Source organism: Pseudomonas sp. DSV-1 (assembly GCF_035830915.1).
In the GTDB taxonomy this organism is placed as follows: Bacteria; Pseudomonadota; Gammaproteobacteria; order Pseudomonadales; family Pseudomonadaceae; genus Aquipseudomonas.
The window spans coordinates 5,174,981-5,193,975 of the sequence record NZ_JAYMYG010000001.1 but is presented as its reverse complement, the minus strand read 5'-3'; the positions used below and the strand labels follow the sequence as shown (position 1 = coordinate 5,193,975).

Here is an 18,995-nt window from a genome sequence, read left to right as displayed (position 1 = left end):
GCCTAGTGGGCAAAGGCCGCAGGGCCTAGTCGATCAGCGTACCGGGCGATGATTTTGTCACTTGGGTCGGCGCGAAATGGCAGGTGAAGGTGCTGCCGTGGCCCAACACACTGCTGATCTCCAGGCGCGCACGATGGCGCAACAAGACATGTTTGACGATGGCCAGCCCCAACCCGGTGCCGCCAGTGCTGGCGTTACGGCTGGAGTCCACGCGGTAGAAGCGTTCGGTCAGGCGCGACAAGTGCTTGTTGTCGATGCCCACGCCCGAGTCCTGCACGCTCAGGTGCGCTCCGCTGCTGTCCGCCCACCAGCGAATGCGCACGCTGCCACCATCGGGGGTGTATTTGACCGCGTTAAAGACCAGATTGGAAAACGCGCTGCGCAATTCGGCTTCACTGCCTTTGAGGGCACAATCGGCTTCGACGTCCAGGGTAATCGTCTGGTTGCGCTGCCCGGACAACGCCTGGGCGTCGCTTTTGATCGAGCGCAGTAACAGGTCGACGGCCACCGGCTGGTTGTCCGAGGGGTAGTCCGTGGCTTCGAGCTTGGCCAGAAGCAGCAAGTCGTTGAGCAGGGTCTGCATGCGCTCGCCCTGTTGCTGCATTTGCGACAAGGGCCGTTTCCAGCGCGGGTTCACGTCTTCGACATTATCGAGCAGGGTTTCCAGATAGCCGCAGATCACCGTCAACGGCGTACGCAGTTCGTGGGACACGTTGGCGATAAAGTCTTTGCGCATTTGCTCCAGCTGATGAATCCGCGTCACGTCGCGCACCAGCATCAGGTGTTCGTTGTTGCCATAGCGCGTGATGTAGAGCTGGATGCGCAGGTGGTCGTTGACCGGTGAAGGGATATCCAGCGGTTCAACGTAATTGCCCAGCTCGAAATATTCCTTGAAGCGCGGGTGACGCACCAGATTGCTCACAGGCTGGCCGCTGTCCTGGGGCGTCTTGAGCCCCAGCAGGGTCTCTGCCGCGCGGTTCCACCATTCCAGATTGCCATCACTGTCGAGCATCACCACGGCGTCCTGCAGGGCGGCCGTAGACTCTTGTACCCGATCGATCACTGCTTGCAGACGCCCGCGCACACGCTGATCGCGGCGTTGCAGATGGTAGATGCTGTCGAACACTTCGCCCCACAGGCCGTAGCCATCGGGGGGGGCTTCGTCGGGTTTGTGCTGGCGCAGCCATTCGTGCAAACGCAACAACTGCTTGAGTGTCCAGCCCAGATAGAACGCCAGGCCAATGGCCAGGCTCCAGCCGTAATAGCCACTGAGCAGCCCGACCACCAGGCAGCCGGCGACCAGAAGCAACAAATGACGAATCAGAGTGCCATGCCAGTTTTGATTCACGTCGCGCGGGTCCTTGCTTGCCGTTGGATCAGATAAAGCCGGGATCAGGCCTTGGTCGAAAACCGGTAACCGGTGCCACGCACGGTTTGTACCAGATTTTCATAAGCCTCACCGAGGGCTTTGCGCAGGCGGCGGATGTGCACGTCCACGGTGCGCTCCTCCACGTACACGTTGCCGCCCCAGACCTGGTCGAGCAATTGGCCGCGGGTGTAGGCACGTTCCTGGTGGGTCATGAAGAACTGCAGCAGGCGGTATTCGGTAGGGCCCATTTCGGCGGGGGTGCCGTCGATGGTCACGCGGTGGCTGATGGGGTCGAGCAACAAGCCGCCGATCTCGATAGGGGATTCGGCATCGGCAGGGCCTGCACGGCGCAGCACGGCCTTGAGGCGGGCAACCAGTTCACGGGGGGAAAATGGCTTGGTGATGTAGTCATCAGCGCCCACTTCGAGCCCCTGGATCTTGTTGTCTTCTTCGCCCTTGGCCGTGAGCATGATGATCGGAATATCGCTGGTCAGCTCTTCACGCTTGAGACGTCGGGCCAGTTCGATCCCCGAAGTGCCACCAGGCAGCATCCAGTCGAGCAGGATAAGGTCCGGCTTGCGGTCCACGATGATGGCGTGGGCGTCCTGAGCATTATCGGCTTCAAGGCAGTCGTAGCCCGCCATTTCCAAGGCCACGGCGATCATCTCGCGAATCGGCGCCTCGTCATCAACGATCAAAATGCTCCTGCCAACCATGCCGTAATCCTCGTGTCATTTAACTGTCTTGTGGCGCATTAGATAACGGAATTATTGCAGTCGTGTGACAGCTTTGGGGTTGGAACGCGCGCTAGCGGTTAGTGAACTACGCTTTGAGTGCAAATCGTACAACCACAAAGAGGACGATTCCGATGACTTCTAGCTCGTTTTCCCTAAAGACATTGCTGTTAGCTGCAGCCTTTACCTTGCCAGGTCTGGCATTTGCGGCTGATCCGGCGATGACCAAGGATGGCATGCTTGTCGACCACAACGGTATGACGCTCTACACCTTCGCCAAGGATGCGGGCGGTAAATCCATGTGCAATGACAAGTGCGCAGCTAACTGGCCACCTCTGATGGTCAGTGGCGACCACAAAGACATGGGCAAATGGACCATGATCAAGCGTGATGACGGCACCATGCAGTGGGCCTATGACGGCAAGCCGCTGTATACCTTTGTCATGGACAAAAAGGCTGGCGACGCCACCGGTGACGGCAAAATGGACGGAGCCTGGATGGTGGCCAAGCCTTAGAAGGATCAAAAGCCCTCACCCTGGCCCATAAAAAAACCTCGCCACCCTGTCACAGGAGGCGAGGTTTTTTTATGACGCAGGCTTAAACCGCGTTTGTCGACTGTGCACGACGCACATCAGGTTGCTTCCAGGACTCTGCCGCCGATTCGTCGATGGCTTGCTGAATGGCCTTTTTGCGGTGCTCTTCAGCACGACGGCTGAAGAACCACACCATGAAGGTCACCAGCGATACCGCCAGCAGGATCAGGCTGGCCACGGCGTTGATCTCGGGTTTGACCCCCAGGCGCACCGCCGAGAACACTTCCATCGGCAAGGTTGTGGAACCCGGCCCCGACACGAAGCTGGCCAGTACCAAGTCGTCCAGCGACAGGGCAAAGGACATCATGGCGCCTGCGGCCAGCGATGGCGCGATCATCGGGATGGTGATCAGAAAGAACACCTTCCACGGCTTGGCACCCAGGTCCATCGCCGCTTCCTCGATCGACAGGTCCAGCTCACGCAGACGCGACGACACCACCACGGCCACATAGGCCGAACAGAACGTGGTGTGGGCGATCCAGATAGTGACCAGGCCACGCTCTTGCGGCCAGCCGATCATCTGCGCCATGGCCACGAACAGCAGCAACAGCGACAGACCGGTGATCACTTCAGGCATCACCAGCGGCGCCGTCACCAGGCCGCCAAACAACGTACGGCCCTTGAAGCGACTGATACGGGTCAGCACGAATGCTGCCAACGTCCCCAGCGCCACCGCTGCAATCGCCGTGTACAGCGCGATCTCCAGCGAGCGCATCACCGAGCCCATCAGTTGCGTGTTGTCCAGCAGGCCCACATACCACTTCAGCGACCAGCCGCCCCACACCGTGACCAGCTTGGAGGCGTTGAACGAGTAGATCACCAGGATCAGCATCGGCAGGTAGATGAACAGCAACCCCGCGACCAACATGAAGCTAGAAAAACGGATGCGATTCATATCTTGCCCTCCAGCTCTTTAGCCTGGCTGCGGTTGAACAGAATGATGGGCACGATCAGGATCGCCAGCATGACCACGGCAAGCGCAGACGCTACCGGCCAGTCACGGTTGTTGAAGAACTCTTGCCACAACACTTTACCGATCATCAGGGTTTCCGGGCCGCCGAGCAGTTCCGGAATCACGAACTCGCCCACTACCGGGATAAACACCAGCATGCAGCCGGCAATGATGCCGTTTTTCGACAACGGGACCGTGATTTTCCAGAAGCTGTTGAACGTGCTCGAACCCAGGTCAGACGCGGCTTCCAGCAGGCTGGTGTCGTGCTTCACAAGGTTGGCGTACAGCGGCAGGATCATGAACGGCAGGTACGAATAGACGATGCCGATGTACACCGCGATGTTGGTGTTGAGGATCTGCAGCGGTTCGCTGATCCAGCCCATCGACATCAGGAAACCATTGAGCAGGCCGTTGTTGCTGAGGATGCCCATCCAGGCATACACCCGGATCAGGATCGCGGTCCAGGTCGGCATCATGATCAGCAGCACCAGCACGGTCTGCATCTCTTTGCGCGCATTGGCGATGGCATAGGCCATTGGATAACCGATCAGCAGGCACAACGCCGTGCTGAAAAAGGCCATCTTCAGCGAGCCCAGGTAGGCGGCGATGTACAGCTCGTCGTCGCCCAGCATGGCGTAGTTGCCCAGGTTCAGCAGCAGCTGGATTTTCTGGTCAACGTAGCTGTAGATCTCGGTATACGGCGGAATCGCGACATCAGCTTCGGCAAAACTGATCTTCAAGACGATGAAGAACGGCAGCATGAAAAACAGAAACAGCCACAGGAATGGAATCCCGATGACCACATGACGGCCACCGGGGGTTATTCGTTGCAGTCGGCGTTTGAGCTTCCGCATGTTCATGAGCGCAGTACCACGCCGCTGTCGTCTTCCCACCACACGTAGACTTCGTCGTCCCAGGTAGGGCGCGCGCCACGGCGTTCGGCGTTGGCCACAAAGGACTGCACCAGCTTGCCGCTCGGCAATTCGACGTAAAACACCGAGTGACCACCCAGGTAGGCGATGTCATGCACCTTGCCCCGCGACCAGTTGTACTCACAGGCCGGTTTTTCGGTGGTGACGAGCATTTTTTCAGGGCGGATGGCGTAGGTGGTGTGTTTGTCTTCCACCGAAGTGCTGACGCCGTGACCGACGTAAATGTCGTTCTCCAGCTCCGGGCACTTGATGCGCGCATAGCCTTCAGCGTCGTCGACCACCTCACCGTCGAACAGGTTGACGTTACCGATGAACTCGCACACCAGACGGCTGACCGGTGTCTCGTAAATGTCGATCGGGCTGCCGATCTGGGCGATCCAGCCCAGGTGCATGATCGCGATTCGCTGGGCCATGGTCATGGCCTCTTCCTGATCGTGGGTCACCATGACGCAGGTCACGCCGACGCGCTCGATGATTTCCACCAGTTCAAGCTGCATCTGCGAACGCAGTTTTTTGTCCAGTGCGCCCATCGGCTCATCGAGCAGCAGCAGTTTCGGACGCTTGGCCAGCGAACGGGCCAGGGCCACACGCTGACGCTGACCACCGGACAACTGATGGGGCTTGCGTTTGGCGTACTGGCTCATGTGGACCAGCTTGAGCATTTCGCCCACGCGGGCATCGATCTCGGCATTGGACATTTTGTCCTGCTTGAGGCCGAAGGCGATGTTCTGGGCCACGGTCATATGCGGGAACAGGGCATAGGACTGGAACATCATGTTGATCGGCCGCTCGTAGGGCGGCATGTCAGTGATGTCTACACCGTCGAGGAAAATACGGCCCTCTGTTGGGCGCTCGAAACCGGCGAGCATGCGCAGCAAAGTCGATTTGCCCGATCCCGATCCGCCGAGCAGGGCGAAGATTTCGCCCTTGTTGATTTCCAGGGACACATCGTCCACGGCAATCGTCTCGTCGAATTTTTTCGTGACCCGGTCGATTTTGACCAACACCTTTTTAGGTGTCTGGTCGCCCTCGAGGGCTTTCTTATAGGCGCCGGAGGCAACAGCCATTACGAAACTCCCAACAAATTTAGCAGCCCGACCTAGATGGTCGGGCCTTGGATAGGTGGTCTTGCGAGATTACTTGCCCGTCTTGACCTTGGTCCACGTACGCGTCATCAGACGCTGTATTTTCGCGGGCAGCTCGATTGATACGTAAGTCTTGTCCAGCACCGCCTGGGTCGGGTAAACCGCTTCATCGGTACGAATGGACTCATCCATCACTTTGTCGGCCGCAGGGTTTGGGTTGGCGTAACCGACATAGTCGCTGACCTGAGCAATCACTTCAGGCTTGAGCAAGTAGTTGATGAACGTGTGGGCCTCCTTGACGTTGCCGGAGTCCTTGGGAATGGCCAGCATGTCAAACCACAGGGCGCCGCCTTCCTTGGGCACGATATAGGCGATGTTCACGCCTTTTTTGGCATCCTCGGCGCGGGCCTTGGCCTGGAATACATCACCGGAAAAACCGATCGCAACACAGATGTTGCCGTTGGCCAGGTCGGAAATGTATTTGGAAGAGTGGAAGTAGGTGACGTATGGACGCACCGACATCAGTGTTTCTTCAGCTTTCTTGTAGTCCTTGGGGTTGGTGCTGTTGGCATCCAGGCCCAGGTAGTTGAGTACGGTAGGCAGCATTTCATCCGCCGAATCCAGGAAGGCCACGCCGCACTTGGAGAGCTTTTCCATGTTCTCGGGTTTAAACACCACATCCCAGGAGTCGATGCTGTCGACGCCCAGTACTTCTTTTACTTTGTCGACGTTGTAACCAATGCCATTGGTGCCCCACAGATACGGCACGGCATAGTGGTTACCGGGATCATTGGCCTGAAGACGCTTGAGCAAGGCCGGGTCGAGATTGGAATAGTTCGGCAGTTGCGACAGGTCGAGCTTCTGGAACGCACCCGCCTTGATCTGCTTGCCCAGGAAGTGGTTAGACGGAACGACCACGTCATAACCGGTACGCCCGGCCAGCAGTTTGCCTTCCAGGGTTTCGTTGGAATCGAAGACGTCATACACGGGCTTGATGCCGGTAGCGGCCTCAAAATCAGCCAGCGTGTTCGGCGCGATGTAATCCGACCAGTTGTAAATATGCACCGTAGGTGCCGCTTGCACGCTGACGGCGAGCGTCAAACCGGCCCCGACCAACAAGGTCTTGCGAAACAAAGATATAGACACGTGATGGTCCTCTAAATAGGTGGGCCTGAGTTGCCCGCGTCACACGGCAGTCGAACCGCCAAAGACAAAACCGGCGCGCAACTTACCCTCGATAAACCGACACAGCAAAGTTTTCCGCGATTAATTACCGTAAAGCCCTGATTTGTATCCGTTTATCCAAGATTCTGTAGCCGCTGCTTCAGGCTGCGAGGGGATCGCGGGGCCTTTGGGACAACGGGTTGCTACGCAACCCTTCGCAGCCTTCGGCAGCGACTACACAGCGCTTGGTTATTTACCGGACTTGATCTTGGTCCAGCTGCGCGTCAGCAAACGCAACGTTGTAGGTGGCAGATCGCTGATGGCGTACAGCTTGGCTTTCACTTCATCGGACGGATAAATGCTCGGGTCGCCAGAGATGTCTTTATTCACCAGTGGCGTTGCAGCCTTGTTACCGTTCGGGAAGCGCACGCTGTTGGTGATCTCGGCCATGACTTCTGGCTGCATCAGGAAGTTCATCCAGGCGTAAGCGGCGTCAACGTTTTCGGCATCCTTGGGAATGGCGACCATGTCGTAGAAGCTGCCAGCACCTTCTTTAGGAATCACGTACTTGAGCTTGACCTTGTCACCGGCTTCTTTGGCGCGGGAGATGGACTGCTCCAGGTCACCCGAGTAACCCACTGCGACGCAGATGTTGCCGTTGGCAAGGTCGGAGATGTACTTGGAGGAGTGGAAGTAGCCAACCGAAGGACGAATTTTCAAGAACAGCGCTTCGGCTTCAGCCAGTTGCTTCTTGTCTTGGGAATCGGTCGGGTAGCCCAGGTAGTGCAGGGCGGCCGGGATCATTTCGGTCGGCGAATCGAGGAAGCTTATGCCGCAGCTCTTGAGCTTGGCAGCGTTCTCTGGCTTGAACAGCACGTCCCAGGAATCGATGGTGTCGACGCCCAGGGCAGCCTTGACCTTCTCAGGGTTGTAGCCAATACCGATGGTGCCCCACATGTAGGGGAACGCATGTTTGTTGTCTTTGTCGCTGGCATCGCCAACGGCCTTGAGCAACGCAGGATCGAGGTTTTTCCAGTCAGGGAGCTTGGAACGGTCCAGCTCCTGGTAAACCCCGGCCTTGATCTGCTTGGCCAGGAAATTGTTGGACGGCACGACGATGTCGTAGCCGGACTTGCCCGCCAGCAGCTTGGCCTCAAGGGTCTCGTTGCTGTCGAACACGTCGTAGACCACCTTGATACCGGTTTGGTCTTCGAATTTTTTAACGGTGTCGGGTGCGATGTAATCGGACCAGTTGTAAATGTGCAGAACCTTGTCCGCAGCTTGAGCTGCCCCAGCCATCACGCCCATCAAGGAGAGAGCGAGAAGTGTCTTGCCAGCTTTTTTAAATCCGGATGCCGTCATCTGTAATGCTCCAATTGTTCTTTTAAACCACCGATTCAGCGACCTGATCTCAAGGTGACTAAAGCCGGAGGCTAGTCTGGCAAGATCTGGGGCAGGCTTTCAAGGAAAGAGCCTTGATTCTTAAGGCTCTGAGCGCAATTGCCTACTTTAAAACCGAAGTTGTCTTGCGCCCAAAGCCTAGCAGTTAACCTTGCAATGTTTCCAAGGTCAGATCCAGGCACTTACGCGCCTTGGTCACCAGCTCGTCGATCTCGTCTTTGCTGATCACCAGAGGCGGCGAGATGATCATGGTGTCACCTACGGCACGCATGATCAGACCGTTAGCGAAGCAGAATTGGCGGCAGATCATGCCAACACCACGGCCTTCGTAACGTTTGCGGGTGGCTTTGTCCTGCACCAGTTCAATGGCACCCAACAGGCCTACACCACGCACTTCGCCCACCAACGGGTGATCGTTCAGTTCACGTAAACGCTTTTGCAAATACGGTGCCGTTTCAGCGTGGACCTTCTCGATAATTTTTTCTTCGCGCAGGATGCGGATGTTTTCCAGTGCCACTGCCGCTGCCACCGGATGTCCCGAGTAGGTGAAGCCGTGGTTGAAATCGCCACCTTCGTTGAGCACGGCAACCACCTCGTCGCGCACGATCAGGCCGCCCATCGGGATGTAGCCCGAGGTCAAGCCCTTGGCGATGGTCATCATGTCCGGCTTGAGGTCGTAAAAATCACTGCCGAACCACTCGCCGGTGCGACCAAAACCACAAATCACTTCATCGGCAACAAAGAGAATGTCGTACTTGGCCAGGATTTCCTTGATGCGTGGCCAGTAAGTGGCGGGCGGCACAATCACGCCGCCTGCGCCCTGGATCGGCTCGGCAATGAAGGCACCGACATTATCGACGCCCAGTTCGAGGATTTTTTCTTCAAGCTGATTGGCAGCCCAGATGCCGAACTCTTCCGGGGACATGTCGCCACCTTCACCGAACCAGTACGGCTGCGGGATGTGGGTAATGCCCGGGATCGGCAAGTCACCCTGTTCGTGCATGTAGGTCATGCCGCCCAGGCTGGCGCCGGCCACGGTGGAACCGTGGTAGCCGTTTTTGCGGCTGATGATGGTTTTCTTGTTGGGCTGGCCCTTGATCGCCCAGTAGTGGCGAACCATACGCAACATGGTGTCGTTGCCTTCAGAGCCTGAGCCGGTGAAGAACACGTGATTCATGCCTTCAGGCGCGATCTCGGCGATGGCTTTGGACAGCTCGAGCACCGGCGGGTGCGCGGTCATGAAAAACAGGTTGTAGTACGGCAGCTCGCGCATTTGCTTGCTGGCAGCTTCGGCCAGCTCGTCACGGCCATAACCGATGGCAACACACCACAGGCCGGCCATGCCGTCGAGAATCTTGTGGCCTTCGCTGTCCCACAGATACACGCCCTTGGCGTGCGTGATGATACGTGGGCCCACTTCCTTCAACTGTTTGAAGTCGCTGAATGGTGCCAGGTGGTGGTCGTTACTCAGTTGTTGCCATTGAAGGGTTTGCGGGTTCTTGTTAGTCATACAGCTCTCCTTTTATTCAGTAGAGGAGGGGCGCGCCTCCAAGGCGCAGCCCCTCGGCGTGTCAGACGGCGAACAGCAGGAATTCCCGCTCCCACGAACTGATGACGCGCTTGAAGTTTTCATGCTCGGCACGTTTGACGGCCACGTAGCCTGCAATGAACTTGGTGCCCAGGTACTTCTCGACAGTCTTGCTGCTTTCCATGCGGGCCAATGCCTCTTCGAGGGTCAGAGGCAGACGCAAATTACGACGCTCATAACCACGCCCGACCACTGGCGCACTCGGATTGATGCCCTCGACCATACCGATGTAGCCACACAGCAAGCTGGCCGCAATGGCCAGGTACGGGTTGGCGTCGGCGCCCGGCAAACGGTTTTCAACCCGGCGGTTTTGCGGGCCTGCATCCGGCACACGCAAGCCCACGGTGCGGTTCTCTTCGCCCCATTCCACGTTTACCGGTGCCGAGGTGTCCGGCAGGAAGCGGCGGAAGGAGTTCACGTTCGGCGCGAACAGGGGCAGCAGTTCTGGAATGAACTTCTGCAACCCGCCGATGTGATTGAGGAACAACTGGCTCATGGTCCCGTCTTCATTGGAGAAGATGTTCTTGCCCGTGTTGATGTCGATAATGCTCTGGTGCAAATGCATGGCGCTGCCAGGCTCACCGGTCATGGGTTTGGCCATGAACGTGGCGGCTACGTCGTGCTTGAGTGCGGCTTCGCGCATCGTGCGCTTGAACACCAGGATCTGGTCGGCCAGCGACAGTGCGTCGCCATGACGGAAGTTGATTTCCATCTGCGCCGTGCCGTCTTCATGGATCAGCGTGTCCAGATCCAGCTCTTGCAGCTCGCACCAGTCGTAAACGTCTTCGAACAGCGGATCGAATTCGTTGGCCGCTTCAATGGAGAAGGACTGACGACCGGTTTCAGGGCGACCGGAGCGACCGACTGGCGGCTGCAACGGGTAATCCGGGTCGTCGCTGCGCTTGGTCAGGTAAAACTCCATTTCTGGCGCCACAATCGGCTGCCAGCCGTGGTCGGCATAGAGTTTGAGCACTTTTTTAAGCACGTTGCGCGGCGACAACTCAATCGGGTTGCCCTGCTTGTCGTAGGTGTCGTGAATCACCTGAGCGGTCGGCTCAATCGCCCACGGCACCACAAAGACTGCGTTCTGGTCAGGGCGGCAGATCATGTCGATATCGGCCGGATCCAGAAGCTCGTAATAGATGTCGTCTTCGACATAGTCGCCCGTTACGGTTTGCAGCAGGACGCTTTCGGGCAGGCGCATGCCTTTTTCAGCAATGAACTTGTTGGTCGGCGAAATCTTCCCGCGAGTAATCCCGGTGAGGTCGGCGATCATGCATTCGACTTCTGTGATCTTGTGGTCTTTCAACCAATCGGTGAGCTGGTCGAGGTTGTTACTCATAAATGCCTCTGGGCTGAGTGTCCTGACTTGAATAAGTCAGGCGTTTACTGACGCATCCGCGTCGCGTTGTGTTGCGCGCCTTCTGCAGGCATCTCCAAATGCCTGGAAGAGGGCGAGATAAATCGGGTTAGAGCTTACCTGCCATTCGGGGTGCCACTGAACCGCTAAAGCAAAAGCCTTGCCGCCCTCCACCGACACCGCCTCAACCAGACCGTCCGGGGCAATCGCTTCAACCCGCAGGCCCGGCGCTACCCGCTCGATGCCCTGGGTATGAATCGAATTGACCTCGAACTCCGCAGGCAAGCCCAGGCCTTCCAGGACGCCGCCGGGTTGAACGTGCATGGCGTGGCTCGGCGCGTATTGCACTTCAACCGGGGCGCTGGGATCTTCGCGATGCTCAATAAAGCCTTCGACTTCGTGCAATTTCTGGTGAAGTGAGCCACCCAGAGCTACATTCAATTCCTGAAAGCCGCGGCAAATACCGAGCACCGGAACACCAGCCGCCAACGCAGCACGAATCAAGGGGAGGGTAGTCAGATCACGTTCAGGATCATGCAACGTGCCTGGCACACTGGCGGTACCGCCATAGAGATGGGGTTCAATATTGGAGGGCGATCCGGTAAAGAGAATGCCGTCCAGACCGTCAAGAATATCGGTCGGATCAATCAGTTGCGCCAATGACGGAATGATCAGAGGCAAGCCTTTGGCAGCCACTGCAACTGCTCGCACGTACTTATCGCCAGTGATGTGATAAGGATGCAAACCGATCTGCTTGGTGCAGGCGGTAACGCCGATTAACGGCAGGCGTGACATGTAACACCCCGGTATTATTGCTGTTATGGGTTTGAATCGAGCTTAGCCTTGTTCATTTTTTTACACAACACCCCCGTAAAAAATACAACACGGTCCGCTCAAGCCCGCGGTCGGCAAGAATTGAAACAGGCCAAACACGCCCCAAAAAGCGTCAAAAATGGCCTTTCGGCGCTTTTTAAGGGCATAAAAGAGGCTGCTTGACTTCGGTATGCCGTTCGGGTTGACTGAAACCCGTAGCGCTCAATGATTGATATTTTTAACAACAAAGGTGTTGCATCATGTCGGTACCCCCGCGTGCCGTTCAGCTTAACGAAGCGAACGCGTTCCTTAAGGATCATCCTGAGGTTCTGTACGTAGACCTTCTCATTGCGGATATGAATGGTGTGGTGCGCGGTAAGCGCATCGAACGCACCAGCCTGCACAAGGTTTACGAGAAAGGCATCAACCTGCCGGCCTCTCTATTTGCCCTTGATATCAATGGCTCAACGGTGGAAAGCACCGGCCTGGGTCTGGATATCGGTGACGCAGACAGAATCTGTTATCCCATCCCCGACACCCTGTGCAACGAGCCTTGGCAAAAGCGCCCAACCGCGCAACTGCTGATGACCATGCACGAGCTTGAAGGCGAACCTTTCTTCGCCGACCCACGGGAAGTGCTCCGTCAAGTTGTTACCAAATTTGACGAAATGGGCCTGACCATCTGCGCGGCTTTCGAGCTGGAGTTCTACCTGATTGACCAGGAGAACGTTAACGGTCGCCCACAGCCTCCACGTTCGCCGATCTCCGGCAAACGTCCGCACTCCACTCAGGTTTACCTGATCGACGACCTCGATGAATACGTCGACTGCCTCCAGGACATTCTGGAAGGTGCCAAAGAGCAAGGCATCCCGGCTGACGCCATCGTTAAAGAAAGTGCCCCGGCGCAATTCGAAGTGAACCTGCACCACGTTGCCGACCCGATCAAGGCCTGCGACTACGCGGTACTGCTCAAGCGTCTGATCAAAAACATCGCCTACGACCATGAGATGGACACCACCTTCATGGCCAAGCCTTACCCGGGCCAGGCAGGCAACGGACTACACGTTCACATATCGATTCTGGACAAAGAGGGCAAAAATATTTTTGCCAGCGAGGATCCCGAGCAGAACGCCGCATTGCGTCACGCGATCGGCGGTGTGCTGGAGACCCTGCCAGCGCAGATGGCCTTCCTTTGCCCGAACGTCAACTCCTACCGTCGTTTCGGCGCACAGTTCTACGTGCCGAACTCGCCGTGCTGGGGCCTGGACAACCGTACCGTGGCCATTCGCGTACCCACCGGCTCGTCCGACTCGGTACGTATCGAACACCGGGTTGCCGGTGCCGATGCCAACCCGTACCTGTTGATGGCCTCTGTGCTGGCCGGTGTTCACCACGGTCTGACCAACAAGATCGAACCGGGTGCGCCAGTCGAAGGCAACAGCTACGAGCAGAACGAGCAAAGCCTGCCAAACAACCTGCGCGATGCGTTGCGCGAGCTGGATGACAGCGAAGTCATGGCCAAATACATCGATCCGAAATACATCGATATTTTTGTCGCCTGTAAAGAGAGCGAGCTGGAAGAGTTTGAACACTCCATCTCCGACCTCGAATACAACTGGTACTTGCATACCGTGTAAGCAATTGCGATCCACAAAGAACGCCACAGGCCTCACGGCCTGCGGCGTTTTTTTATGGGCATCGACCACCCATCGAATCGTATTTTCCTACCCGCTCCTCCAGAAACCCCCTACATAAACACCGCACAGATTGTTTCAAAATGTTTTCCCGGCTGTCCTTACCAGCCACCGTCCACGAAGACACACTCATGAAACTCCATTACCTGGGCATCGCCCTGTTTGCCATCGGCCTTGGCCCCGTAACCGCTGCCCCGACCAGCCACACGCACTGGAATTACCTGTCGCCCACAGGGCCTGACGAGTGGGGCGACCTGCACGAAGAGCACGCCCTGTGCAGCGTTGGCACCCAGCAATCTCCGATCAATATCAAGGCCAACACCCCCGCAGTTCTGCCTGCCCTGGCCATTCACTACCCGGCTGGCCCGGCCGTGGTGAAACATAATGGTCATAGCCTGGAAGTCACCACTGAATCAAAAGGCGATGTGACCTTGGCGTCAGGAACCCATGACTTCGTGCAAATGCACTTCCATACCCCCGCTGAAATGCAAATCGATGGCCGAAAGTACCCATTTAGCGCTCATTTGGTACACCGTGATGCCGTTGGCAACCTGGCAGTCATTGCCCTGTTGTTTGACGTCGGAGCAAAGAACAAAGCCTTGGACTCCCTGTTTTCAAGCCTGCCGCGTCATGACGGTGACTCAGTGACCTTGAACAACCTGGATCTGCAGAGCCTGTTTCCTGAAAAGCTGGATTACTTCACGTTCATGGGATCGCTGACGACTCCGCCCTGTACCGAAGGCGTTCGCTGGCAGGTGTTGAAGGTGCCGGGCACGGTATCCCAACAACAACTCAATGCCTTCAAGCAGTTGTTCCCGATGAATGCGCGCCCAATCCAGCCGACTAACGATCGCATGGTGAAGTTCGCGGGCTAACGCTGCGGGTTTACAGACAACCTCGGACCCGGCTCGTACAATGCCGACTGCCCCGCAGGAGACACCCATGACGCGCCTTGCCACCCCTCGAAAGTCACGCGCCCGCAGCCAGGTCCGGATCGATTTGATACTCAATGCTGCCCGCACATTGCTGGCAGAAGAAGGGGTGTCCAGCCTGTCGATTTACAGCGTGGCCGAACGCGCGCAAATCCCGCCGTCATCGGTCTATCACTTCTTTGCGGGAGTGCCCGCGCTCCTCGAAGCGCTGACCGGTGACGTGCATGGCGCATTCCGCGCCTGCCTGCAGGTGCCGATCGAACATGACGGCTTAAAGGGTTGGGGAGATTTGTCGCGCATTATTGAGCAGCGCATGCTGACGATCTACAGCGAAGATGCTGCCGCCCGGCAACTGATCCTGGCCCAGCATGGCCTCACCGAAGTCACCCGGGCCGACCGCCAGCACGACCTTGAACTGGGCCAACTGATGCATGGTTTGTTTATGCGTCATTTTGAGCTGCCAGTACTGCCACAGGACGTGGACGTATTTGCCTTGGCGATGGAACTGGGCGACCGCGTGTATGCGCGCTCCATCCAGTTGCACGACTGCATCACCCCGCGCATGGCCGAAGAAGGGATGCGCGTGGTGGATGCTTATCTGGGACTGTACTTGCCGACTTTTTTGCCCAAGCGCGAGATCCCCGCAGGGAACCTGTAGCCGCTGTCGAGGCACGAGGCTGCGATCGATTGCGAAGCGATCGCAAAACCTGAGCCCCGGAACCAACTGATACGCATCATCACCTGAATTTACGACGACCTTGTCGCCGATCGCAGCCTCGTGCCTCGACAGCGACTACACACCATGCGTGTGTTCATCAGAACGGCGCATCACCCAAAATGGTCGCACGATGCATCACGCGGCGGTTAGGGCGGTAGTCATCCACGGCGTAATGCTGGGTCACGCGGTTGTCCCAAAATGCCACGTCGTTTTCCTGCCAGCGCCAGCGGATGGTGTATTCCGGGCGGGTGGCATGGGCGAACAGCAGCTTCAGGATCGCTTCGCTTTCGGCTTCAGACAGCTCATTGATCCGCGTGGTAAAGCCTTCGTTGACGAACAGCGATTTGCGCCCGCTCACCGGGTGCGTACGGATCACCGGGTGCGACAACGGCGGATTGTTCTTGCGGGTTTGCTCCCAGCGCGCCAGGTCTTCAGGGGTCGATCCAAAACGCTCCAGCGGGAACGACTTGGTGAAGTCATGGGTGGCCGTCAACCCCTCCAGCAGCACTTGCAGCGGCCCGGACAACCCTTCAAAAGCCGCGATCCCGGCCGCCCACAATGTATCGCCACCAAACGCCGGCAGTTGCTTGGCACTCAACACCGCGCCCATGGCCGGCGTCGGCAAAAAAGTCACGTCGGTGTGCCACACCGCATTGTCGCGCACGTCGGTCACGGCCGTGTCCAGCACCAGCACTTCAGGCTGCTCCGGCACGTTGGGATAAATCGGATGAATATGCAGATCGCCAAAGTTGGCGGCAAAACGTGCCTGCTGCTGGGGTGTAATCGACTGATTCCTGAAGAACACCACATGATGCGCCAACAACGCTTGCTCGATGGCATCACGGTACTCAAGACTCAGGGGCTGAGTCAGGTCAACGCCGTCAATCTGGGCGCCAAGGGCAGAGCTAATCGGGGTAATGGTCAGGCTCATGATCTGTCTCTTTATCAGCGCGCCGATTAATCAGCGTCGAGTTCTGTTAATTAGTGAGCCTGGCCGTGCCACGGCACCAGCTTGCGTTGCAGGGCCCGCAGGCCCATTTCCATGGCAAAGGCGATGATGGCGATCACCAGAATCCCCAGCACCACCACATCGGTGACCAGAAATTGCGCAGCGGACTGCACCATGAAGCCCAGGCCACTGGTGGCGGCGATCAGCTCGGCGGCCACCAGGGTCGACCAGCCCACGCCCAGACCAATGCGTACTCCAGTCAAAATATCCGGCAAGGCACTCGGCAAAATCACATGGCGAATCAGCTGCCAGCGCGTGGCGCCCAACGACTGCGCCGCGCGCACTTTGGCCGGGTCGACCGTGCGTACGCCCGTGGCGGTAGCAATGGCGATAGGGGCAAAGATCGCCAGGTAAATCAGCAACACTTTCGACAACTCGCCAATCCCGCACCAGATCACGATCAGCGGCAAATAGGCCAAAGGCGGTATCGGGCGGTAGAACTCGATCAGCGGGTCGAAAATGCCACGTGCAATCCGGTTGTGACCAATGGCGATACCCACCGGCACTGCCGTCAGAATCGCAAAGCCCAGCCCCAGCCCGATACGGCTCAAACTCGCGCCCAGGTGTTGCCACAGGGTGGAGTCCATATAGCCAGCGGTCGCGAGCAACCAGCCTTTTTGCAGCACGGCAGAGGGCGGTGGCAAAAACAGCGGCTCGATCCATCCGCCCGCAGTGACAGCCCACCAGACGGCGATCAGAGTGACGAGGGTCAGGACGCTGATCCAGCGCGTGCTCAGGCTGCGTTTAACCGGGCGCGGTGCGTGGGGCACGGCAACGGGGGCGCCAGTAACGGCTTCATAACTGCTCATGCGCGCTCCTGCCGCTGGGCGGCACCGCGTTGTGAAAACACGCGCTCAAGCACATGTTCACGGGTTTCGATAAAACGAGGGTCGGACTTGATCGAGCGGGCAGACTCGCCCGCGTTGTAGCGCTGGCCAAAATCCAGGGTCAACCGTTCAACAATGCGACCCGGGTTGGGCGCCAGCAAAATCAGATCCGTGGCCAGAAACACCGCTTCTTCAATGTCGTGGGTAATCAGGAAAACGGGCTTGTCGGTGCGACGGCACACTTGCAGCAGCAGCTCCTGCATTTGCTCACGGGTAAAGGCATCGAGGGCGCCGAACGGTTCGTCCATCAGCAACACACGGGGGTCGGCAGCCAGCGCTCGGGCCAGGCCCACACGCTGTTTTTGCCCGCCCGACAGCTCCCACACCCGGCGCTTCTCAAAACCGGACAAATCCACCAGCGCAAGCATTTCACGGGCGCGGGCTTCGCGTTTGCTGCGCGGGACACCGGCCAGTTCAAGGCCAAAGGCCACGTTCGCCAGCACGTCTTGCCACGGCAGCAACACATCATCCTGAAACACGACGCCGCGCTCTGCGCTGGGGCCATGTACCGGCACGCCATCCAGGGTGATTCGACCACTGCTGGGCTCGACAAAGCCTGCAATCAAATTCAGCAACGAGGTTTTACCGCTGCCCGAAGGGCCGAGGGCGACCAGCAGTTGCTGAGGGCCGAGGCTGACGGAGATGTCCGACAGCACCGGCTCAGCGGCGCCAGGATACTGTGCGCTGATGCGCTCCAGCGATAACAAGGCCATGACCGTCGACTCCTCAGCTGCGTTGATTATTGAGTAACAAAAGTGGCGTTGACCGACGGCGCGTAGTCCGGCAGTACGGCGTCGACTTTTTTCTGCTCTTTCAAGAAGGCAGCGGTGTCGGCCAGGGCTTTGGTGGTCGGTGCGCCCAGCAAGACAACCTGGTCAGCCGCCAGCGGGTACACGTTGCCCTGCAGCAACAGAGGGATATCCGTTGCCTTGGCGCCCGACAGTTTCACCACCTTGTCGATGTTGCTCTGATTGGCCAGCCAGGCTTTTGGATCCTTGTGGTAGTCGGCATAGGCATCCAGCGTCACCTTGGCGAACTGCTTGACCACTTCCGGGTGCTTGGCGGCGTAGTCCTTGCGCACGATCCAGGCATCAAAGGTCGGTGCGCCCAGCTTGCCCAGCTCACCCGAAGTAATCAGCACCTTGCCGTTTTCCTTGGCCGTACCCAGTGCCGGATCCCACACGTAGGTGGCATCGATATCGCCACGCTTCCAGGCCGCCACGATGGCCGGTGGCGCCAGGTTCAGAATCTGTACTTTCGAAGGGTCGATGTTCCAGTGCTTCAAAGCAGCCAGCAGGCTGTAATGACCGGTGGACACAAAGGGCACGGCCACTTTTTTGCCGACCAGATCCTGCGGGCCGTTGATGCCGGAACCGTCGCGAGCGACCAGAGCTTCAGAGCCGCCCAGCTGGGTAGCGATCAGAAAGGTTTCAACCGGAACGTTGCGAGTCACTGCTGCCGTCAGCGGGCTTGAGCCCAGGTAAGCAATCTGCACATCTCCCGAGGCGATGGCGGCAATGATGTCGGCACCGTTATCGAACTTGCGCCAGTTGATCTTGGCCCCCGTGGCTTTCTCGTAGGCGCCATCGGCCTGGGCAACTTTTGCCGGGTCCACGGTGGTCTGGTAAGCCACGGTGACATCCGTGCTGGCGGCCTGCGCAAAGAAGCTGGCACCCGCCAGAGACAAAGCAGCCAGAAGGCGTAAGGGAGAATGCAATTTCATCAGGAAGCTCCTCGGCAGGCGGCCGGATATCGGCAGAATGC

The 18,995-nt window shown here is 57.9% G+C and carries 18 protein-coding genes; 4 read left to right on the top strand and 14 right to left on the bottom strand.

What is annotated here, in order from left to right:
- Window positions 1–25: 25 nt before the first annotated feature.
- Both phoR and phoB read right to left on the bottom strand, forming a co-directional pair.
- Window positions 26–1,348 carry a phosphate regulon sensor histidine kinase PhoR gene (phoR, locus tag VSQ83_RS24095; protein ID WP_133074983.1) on the bottom strand — a complete coding sequence of 441 codons (1,323 nt, stop codon included), beginning with the start codon at window positions 1,346–1,348 and terminating at the stop codon, window positions 26–28.
- A gap of 44 nt (window positions 1,349–1,392) precedes the next feature.
- On the bottom strand, window positions 1,393–2,085 hold the full coding sequence (phoB, locus tag VSQ83_RS24090) for a phosphate regulon transcriptional regulator PhoB (protein ID WP_016782809.1): 693 nt from the start codon (window positions 2,083–2,085) through the stop codon (window positions 1,393–1,395).
- A 152-nt stretch (window positions 2,086–2,237) separates the two neighbouring features.
- Here phoB and VSQ83_RS24085 point away from each other — a divergent pair, with 152 nt between their 5' ends.
- Entirely contained in the window at window positions 2,238–2,618 is a 381-nt protein-coding gene (locus VSQ83_RS24085) for a COG4315 family predicted lipoprotein (protein WP_326427651.1), read from the top strand.
- An 82-nt stretch (window positions 2,619–2,700) separates the two neighbouring features.
- On the opposite strand, the gene VSQ83_RS24080 is transcribed toward VSQ83_RS24085, so the two are convergent.
- The 8 genes from VSQ83_RS24080 to VSQ83_RS24045 all read right to left on the bottom strand — a co-directional run bounded on the left by VSQ83_RS24080 (window position 2,701) and on the right by VSQ83_RS24045 (window position 11,973).
- Window positions 2,701–3,591, bottom strand: a complete 891-nt coding sequence (locus VSQ83_RS24080) for an ABC transporter permease subunit (protein WP_133074981.1) — start codon at window positions 3,589–3,591, stop codon at window positions 2,701–2,703.
- A complete protein-coding gene (locus VSQ83_RS24075; protein WP_133074980.1) occupies window positions 3,588–4,508 on the bottom strand; it encodes an ABC transporter permease subunit in 921 nt (306 codons plus the stop codon). Before VSQ83_RS24075 ends, VSQ83_RS24080 begins: the two co-directional genes overlap by 4 nt.
- Window positions 4,505–5,647, bottom strand: coding sequence for a polyamine ABC transporter ATP-binding protein (potA, locus tag VSQ83_RS24070; RefSeq protein ID WP_046808802.1), 1,143 nt, complete (start codon window positions 5,645–5,647; stop codon window positions 4,505–4,507). Before potA ends, VSQ83_RS24075 begins: the two co-directional genes overlap by 4 nt.
- Window positions 5,648–5,716: 69 nt before the next feature.
- A complete protein-coding gene (locus tag VSQ83_RS24065; protein WP_219261988.1) occupies window positions 5,717–6,811 on the bottom strand; it encodes a polyamine ABC transporter substrate-binding protein in 1,095 nt (364 codons plus the stop codon).
- Between the two features lie 267 nt (window positions 6,812–7,078).
- Window positions 7,079–8,191, bottom strand: coding sequence for a polyamine ABC transporter substrate-binding protein (locus VSQ83_RS24060; protein ID WP_133074978.1), 1,113 nt, complete (start codon window positions 8,189–8,191; stop codon window positions 7,079–7,081).
- Window positions 8,192–8,375: 184 nt separating this feature from the next.
- The gene (locus VSQ83_RS24055; RefSeq protein ID WP_133074977.1) at window positions 8,376–9,740 is read right to left on the bottom strand and encodes an aspartate aminotransferase family protein; all 1,365 of its coding nucleotides are present in this window, start codon (window positions 9,738–9,740) and stop codon (window positions 8,376–8,378) included.
- A 61-nt stretch (window positions 9,741–9,801) separates the two neighbouring features.
- Window positions 9,802–11,160, bottom strand: coding sequence for a glutamine synthetase family protein (locus VSQ83_RS24050; protein ID WP_133074976.1), 1,359 nt, complete (start codon window positions 11,158–11,160; stop codon window positions 9,802–9,804).
- Between the two features lie 36 nt (window positions 11,161–11,196).
- On the bottom strand, window positions 11,197–11,973 hold the full coding sequence (locus tag VSQ83_RS24045; RefSeq protein ID WP_326427649.1) for a gamma-glutamyl-gamma-aminobutyrate hydrolase family protein: 777 nt from the start codon (window positions 11,971–11,973) through the stop codon (window positions 11,197–11,199).
- A gap of 278 nt (window positions 11,974–12,251) precedes the next feature.
- On the opposite strand from VSQ83_RS24045, the gene VSQ83_RS24040 reads away from it, so the two are divergent.
- The 3 genes from VSQ83_RS24040 (at window position 12,252) to VSQ83_RS24030 (ending at window position 15,275) form a co-directional block, all read left to right on the top strand.
- Window positions 12,252–13,628 (top strand): glutamine synthetase family protein, encoded by a 1,377-nt coding sequence (locus VSQ83_RS24040; RefSeq protein ID WP_019828592.1) that lies wholly within the window; start codon window positions 12,252–12,254, stop codon window positions 13,626–13,628.
- A 188-nt stretch (window positions 13,629–13,816) separates the two neighbouring features.
- Window positions 13,817–14,560 carry a carbonic anhydrase gene (locus VSQ83_RS24035; protein ID WP_219261986.1) on the top strand — a complete coding sequence of 248 codons (744 nt, stop codon included), beginning with the start codon at window positions 13,817–13,819 and terminating at the stop codon, window positions 14,558–14,560.
- Between the two features lie 67 nt (window positions 14,561–14,627).
- Window positions 14,628–15,275, top strand: a complete 648-nt coding sequence (locus VSQ83_RS24030; RefSeq protein WP_133074973.1) for a TetR/AcrR family transcriptional regulator — start codon at window positions 14,628–14,630, stop codon at window positions 15,273–15,275.
- A gap of 157 nt (window positions 15,276–15,432) precedes the next feature.
- Here VSQ83_RS24030 and tauD read toward each other — a convergent pair whose 3' ends face one another.
- The 4 genes from tauD to tauA are packed head-to-tail and all read right to left on the bottom strand — an operon-like array spanning window position 15,433 to window position 18,954.
- On the bottom strand, window positions 15,433–16,266 hold the full coding sequence (gene tauD, locus VSQ83_RS24025; RefSeq protein ID WP_133074972.1) for a taurine dioxygenase: 834 nt from the start codon (window positions 16,264–16,266) through the stop codon (window positions 15,433–15,435).
- 50 nt (window positions 16,267–16,316) lie between these two features.
- Entirely contained in the window at window positions 16,317–17,153 is an 837-nt protein-coding gene (tauC, locus tag VSQ83_RS24020) for a taurine ABC transporter permease TauC (RefSeq protein ID WP_019828595.1), read from the bottom strand.
- The gene (gene tauB / locus VSQ83_RS24015) at window positions 17,150–17,944 is read right to left on the bottom strand and encodes a taurine ABC transporter ATP-binding subunit (RefSeq protein WP_133074971.1); all 795 of its coding nucleotides are present in this window, start codon (window positions 17,942–17,944) and stop codon (window positions 17,150–17,152) included. The genes tauC and tauB overlap by 4 nt, the downstream gene beginning before the upstream one ends.
- A 26-nt stretch (window positions 17,945–17,970) precedes the next feature.
- A complete protein-coding gene (gene tauA / locus VSQ83_RS24010) occupies window positions 17,971–18,954 on the bottom strand; it encodes a taurine ABC transporter substrate-binding protein (protein WP_019828597.1) in 984 nt (327 codons plus the stop codon).
- Window positions 18,955–18,995 lie beyond the last annotated feature (41 nt).

Excerpts from the sequence above, each read along its gene's own strand:
- tauC (WP_019828595.1), bottom strand. The coding sequence starts at position 17,153 with ATGAGCAGTTATGAAGCCGTTACTGGCGCCCCCGTTGCCGTGCCCCAC.
- VSQ83_RS24030 (WP_133074973.1), top strand. The coding sequence starts at position 14,628 with ATGACGCGCCTTGCCACCCCTCGAAAGTCACGCGCCCGCAGCCAGGTC.
- potA (WP_046808802.1), bottom strand. The coding sequence starts at position 5,647 with ATGGCTGTTGCCTCCGGCGCCTATAAGAAAGCCCTCGAGGGCGACCAG.
- tauB (WP_133074971.1), bottom strand. The coding sequence starts at position 17,944 with ATGGCCTTGTTATCGCTGGAGCGCATCAGCGCACAGTATCCTGGCGCC.
- phoB (WP_016782809.1), bottom strand. The coding sequence starts at position 2,085 with ATGGTTGGCAGGAGCATTTTGATCGTTGATGACGAGGCGCCGATTCGC.
- VSQ83_RS24075 (WP_133074980.1), bottom strand. The coding sequence starts at position 4,508 with ATGAACATGCGGAAGCTCAAACGCCGACTGCAACGAATAACCCCCGGT.
- VSQ83_RS24080 (WP_133074981.1), bottom strand. The coding sequence starts at position 3,591 with ATGAATCGCATCCGTTTTTCTAGCTTCATGTTGGTCGCGGGGTTGCTG.
- VSQ83_RS24050 (WP_133074976.1), bottom strand. The coding sequence starts at position 11,160 with ATGAGTAACAACCTCGACCAGCTCACCGATTGGTTGAAAGACCACAAG.
- tauD (WP_133074972.1), bottom strand. The coding sequence starts at position 16,266 with ATGAGCCTGACCATTACCCCGATTAGCTCTGCCCTTGGCGCCCAGATT.
- VSQ83_RS24035 (WP_219261986.1), top strand. The coding sequence starts at position 13,817 with ATGAAACTCCATTACCTGGGCATCGCCCTGTTTGCCATCGGCCTTGGC.
- VSQ83_RS24040 (WP_019828592.1), top strand. The coding sequence starts at position 12,252 with ATGTCGGTACCCCCGCGTGCCGTTCAGCTTAACGAAGCGAACGCGTTC.
- VSQ83_RS24060 (WP_133074978.1), bottom strand. The coding sequence starts at position 8,191 with ATGACGGCATCCGGATTTAAAAAAGCTGGCAAGACACTTCTCGCTCTC.
- VSQ83_RS24085 (WP_326427651.1), top strand. The coding sequence starts at position 2,238 with ATGACTTCTAGCTCGTTTTCCCTAAAGACATTGCTGTTAGCTGCAGCC.
- VSQ83_RS24055 (WP_133074977.1), bottom strand. The coding sequence starts at position 9,740 with ATGACTAACAAGAACCCGCAAACCCTTCAATGGCAACAACTGAGTAAC.
- tauA (WP_019828597.1), bottom strand. The coding sequence starts at position 18,954 with ATGAAATTGCATTCTCCCTTACGCCTTCTGGCTGCTTTGTCTCTGGCG.
- VSQ83_RS24045 (WP_326427649.1), bottom strand. The coding sequence starts at position 11,973 with ATGTCACGCCTGCCGTTAATCGGCGTTACCGCCTGCACCAAGCAGATC.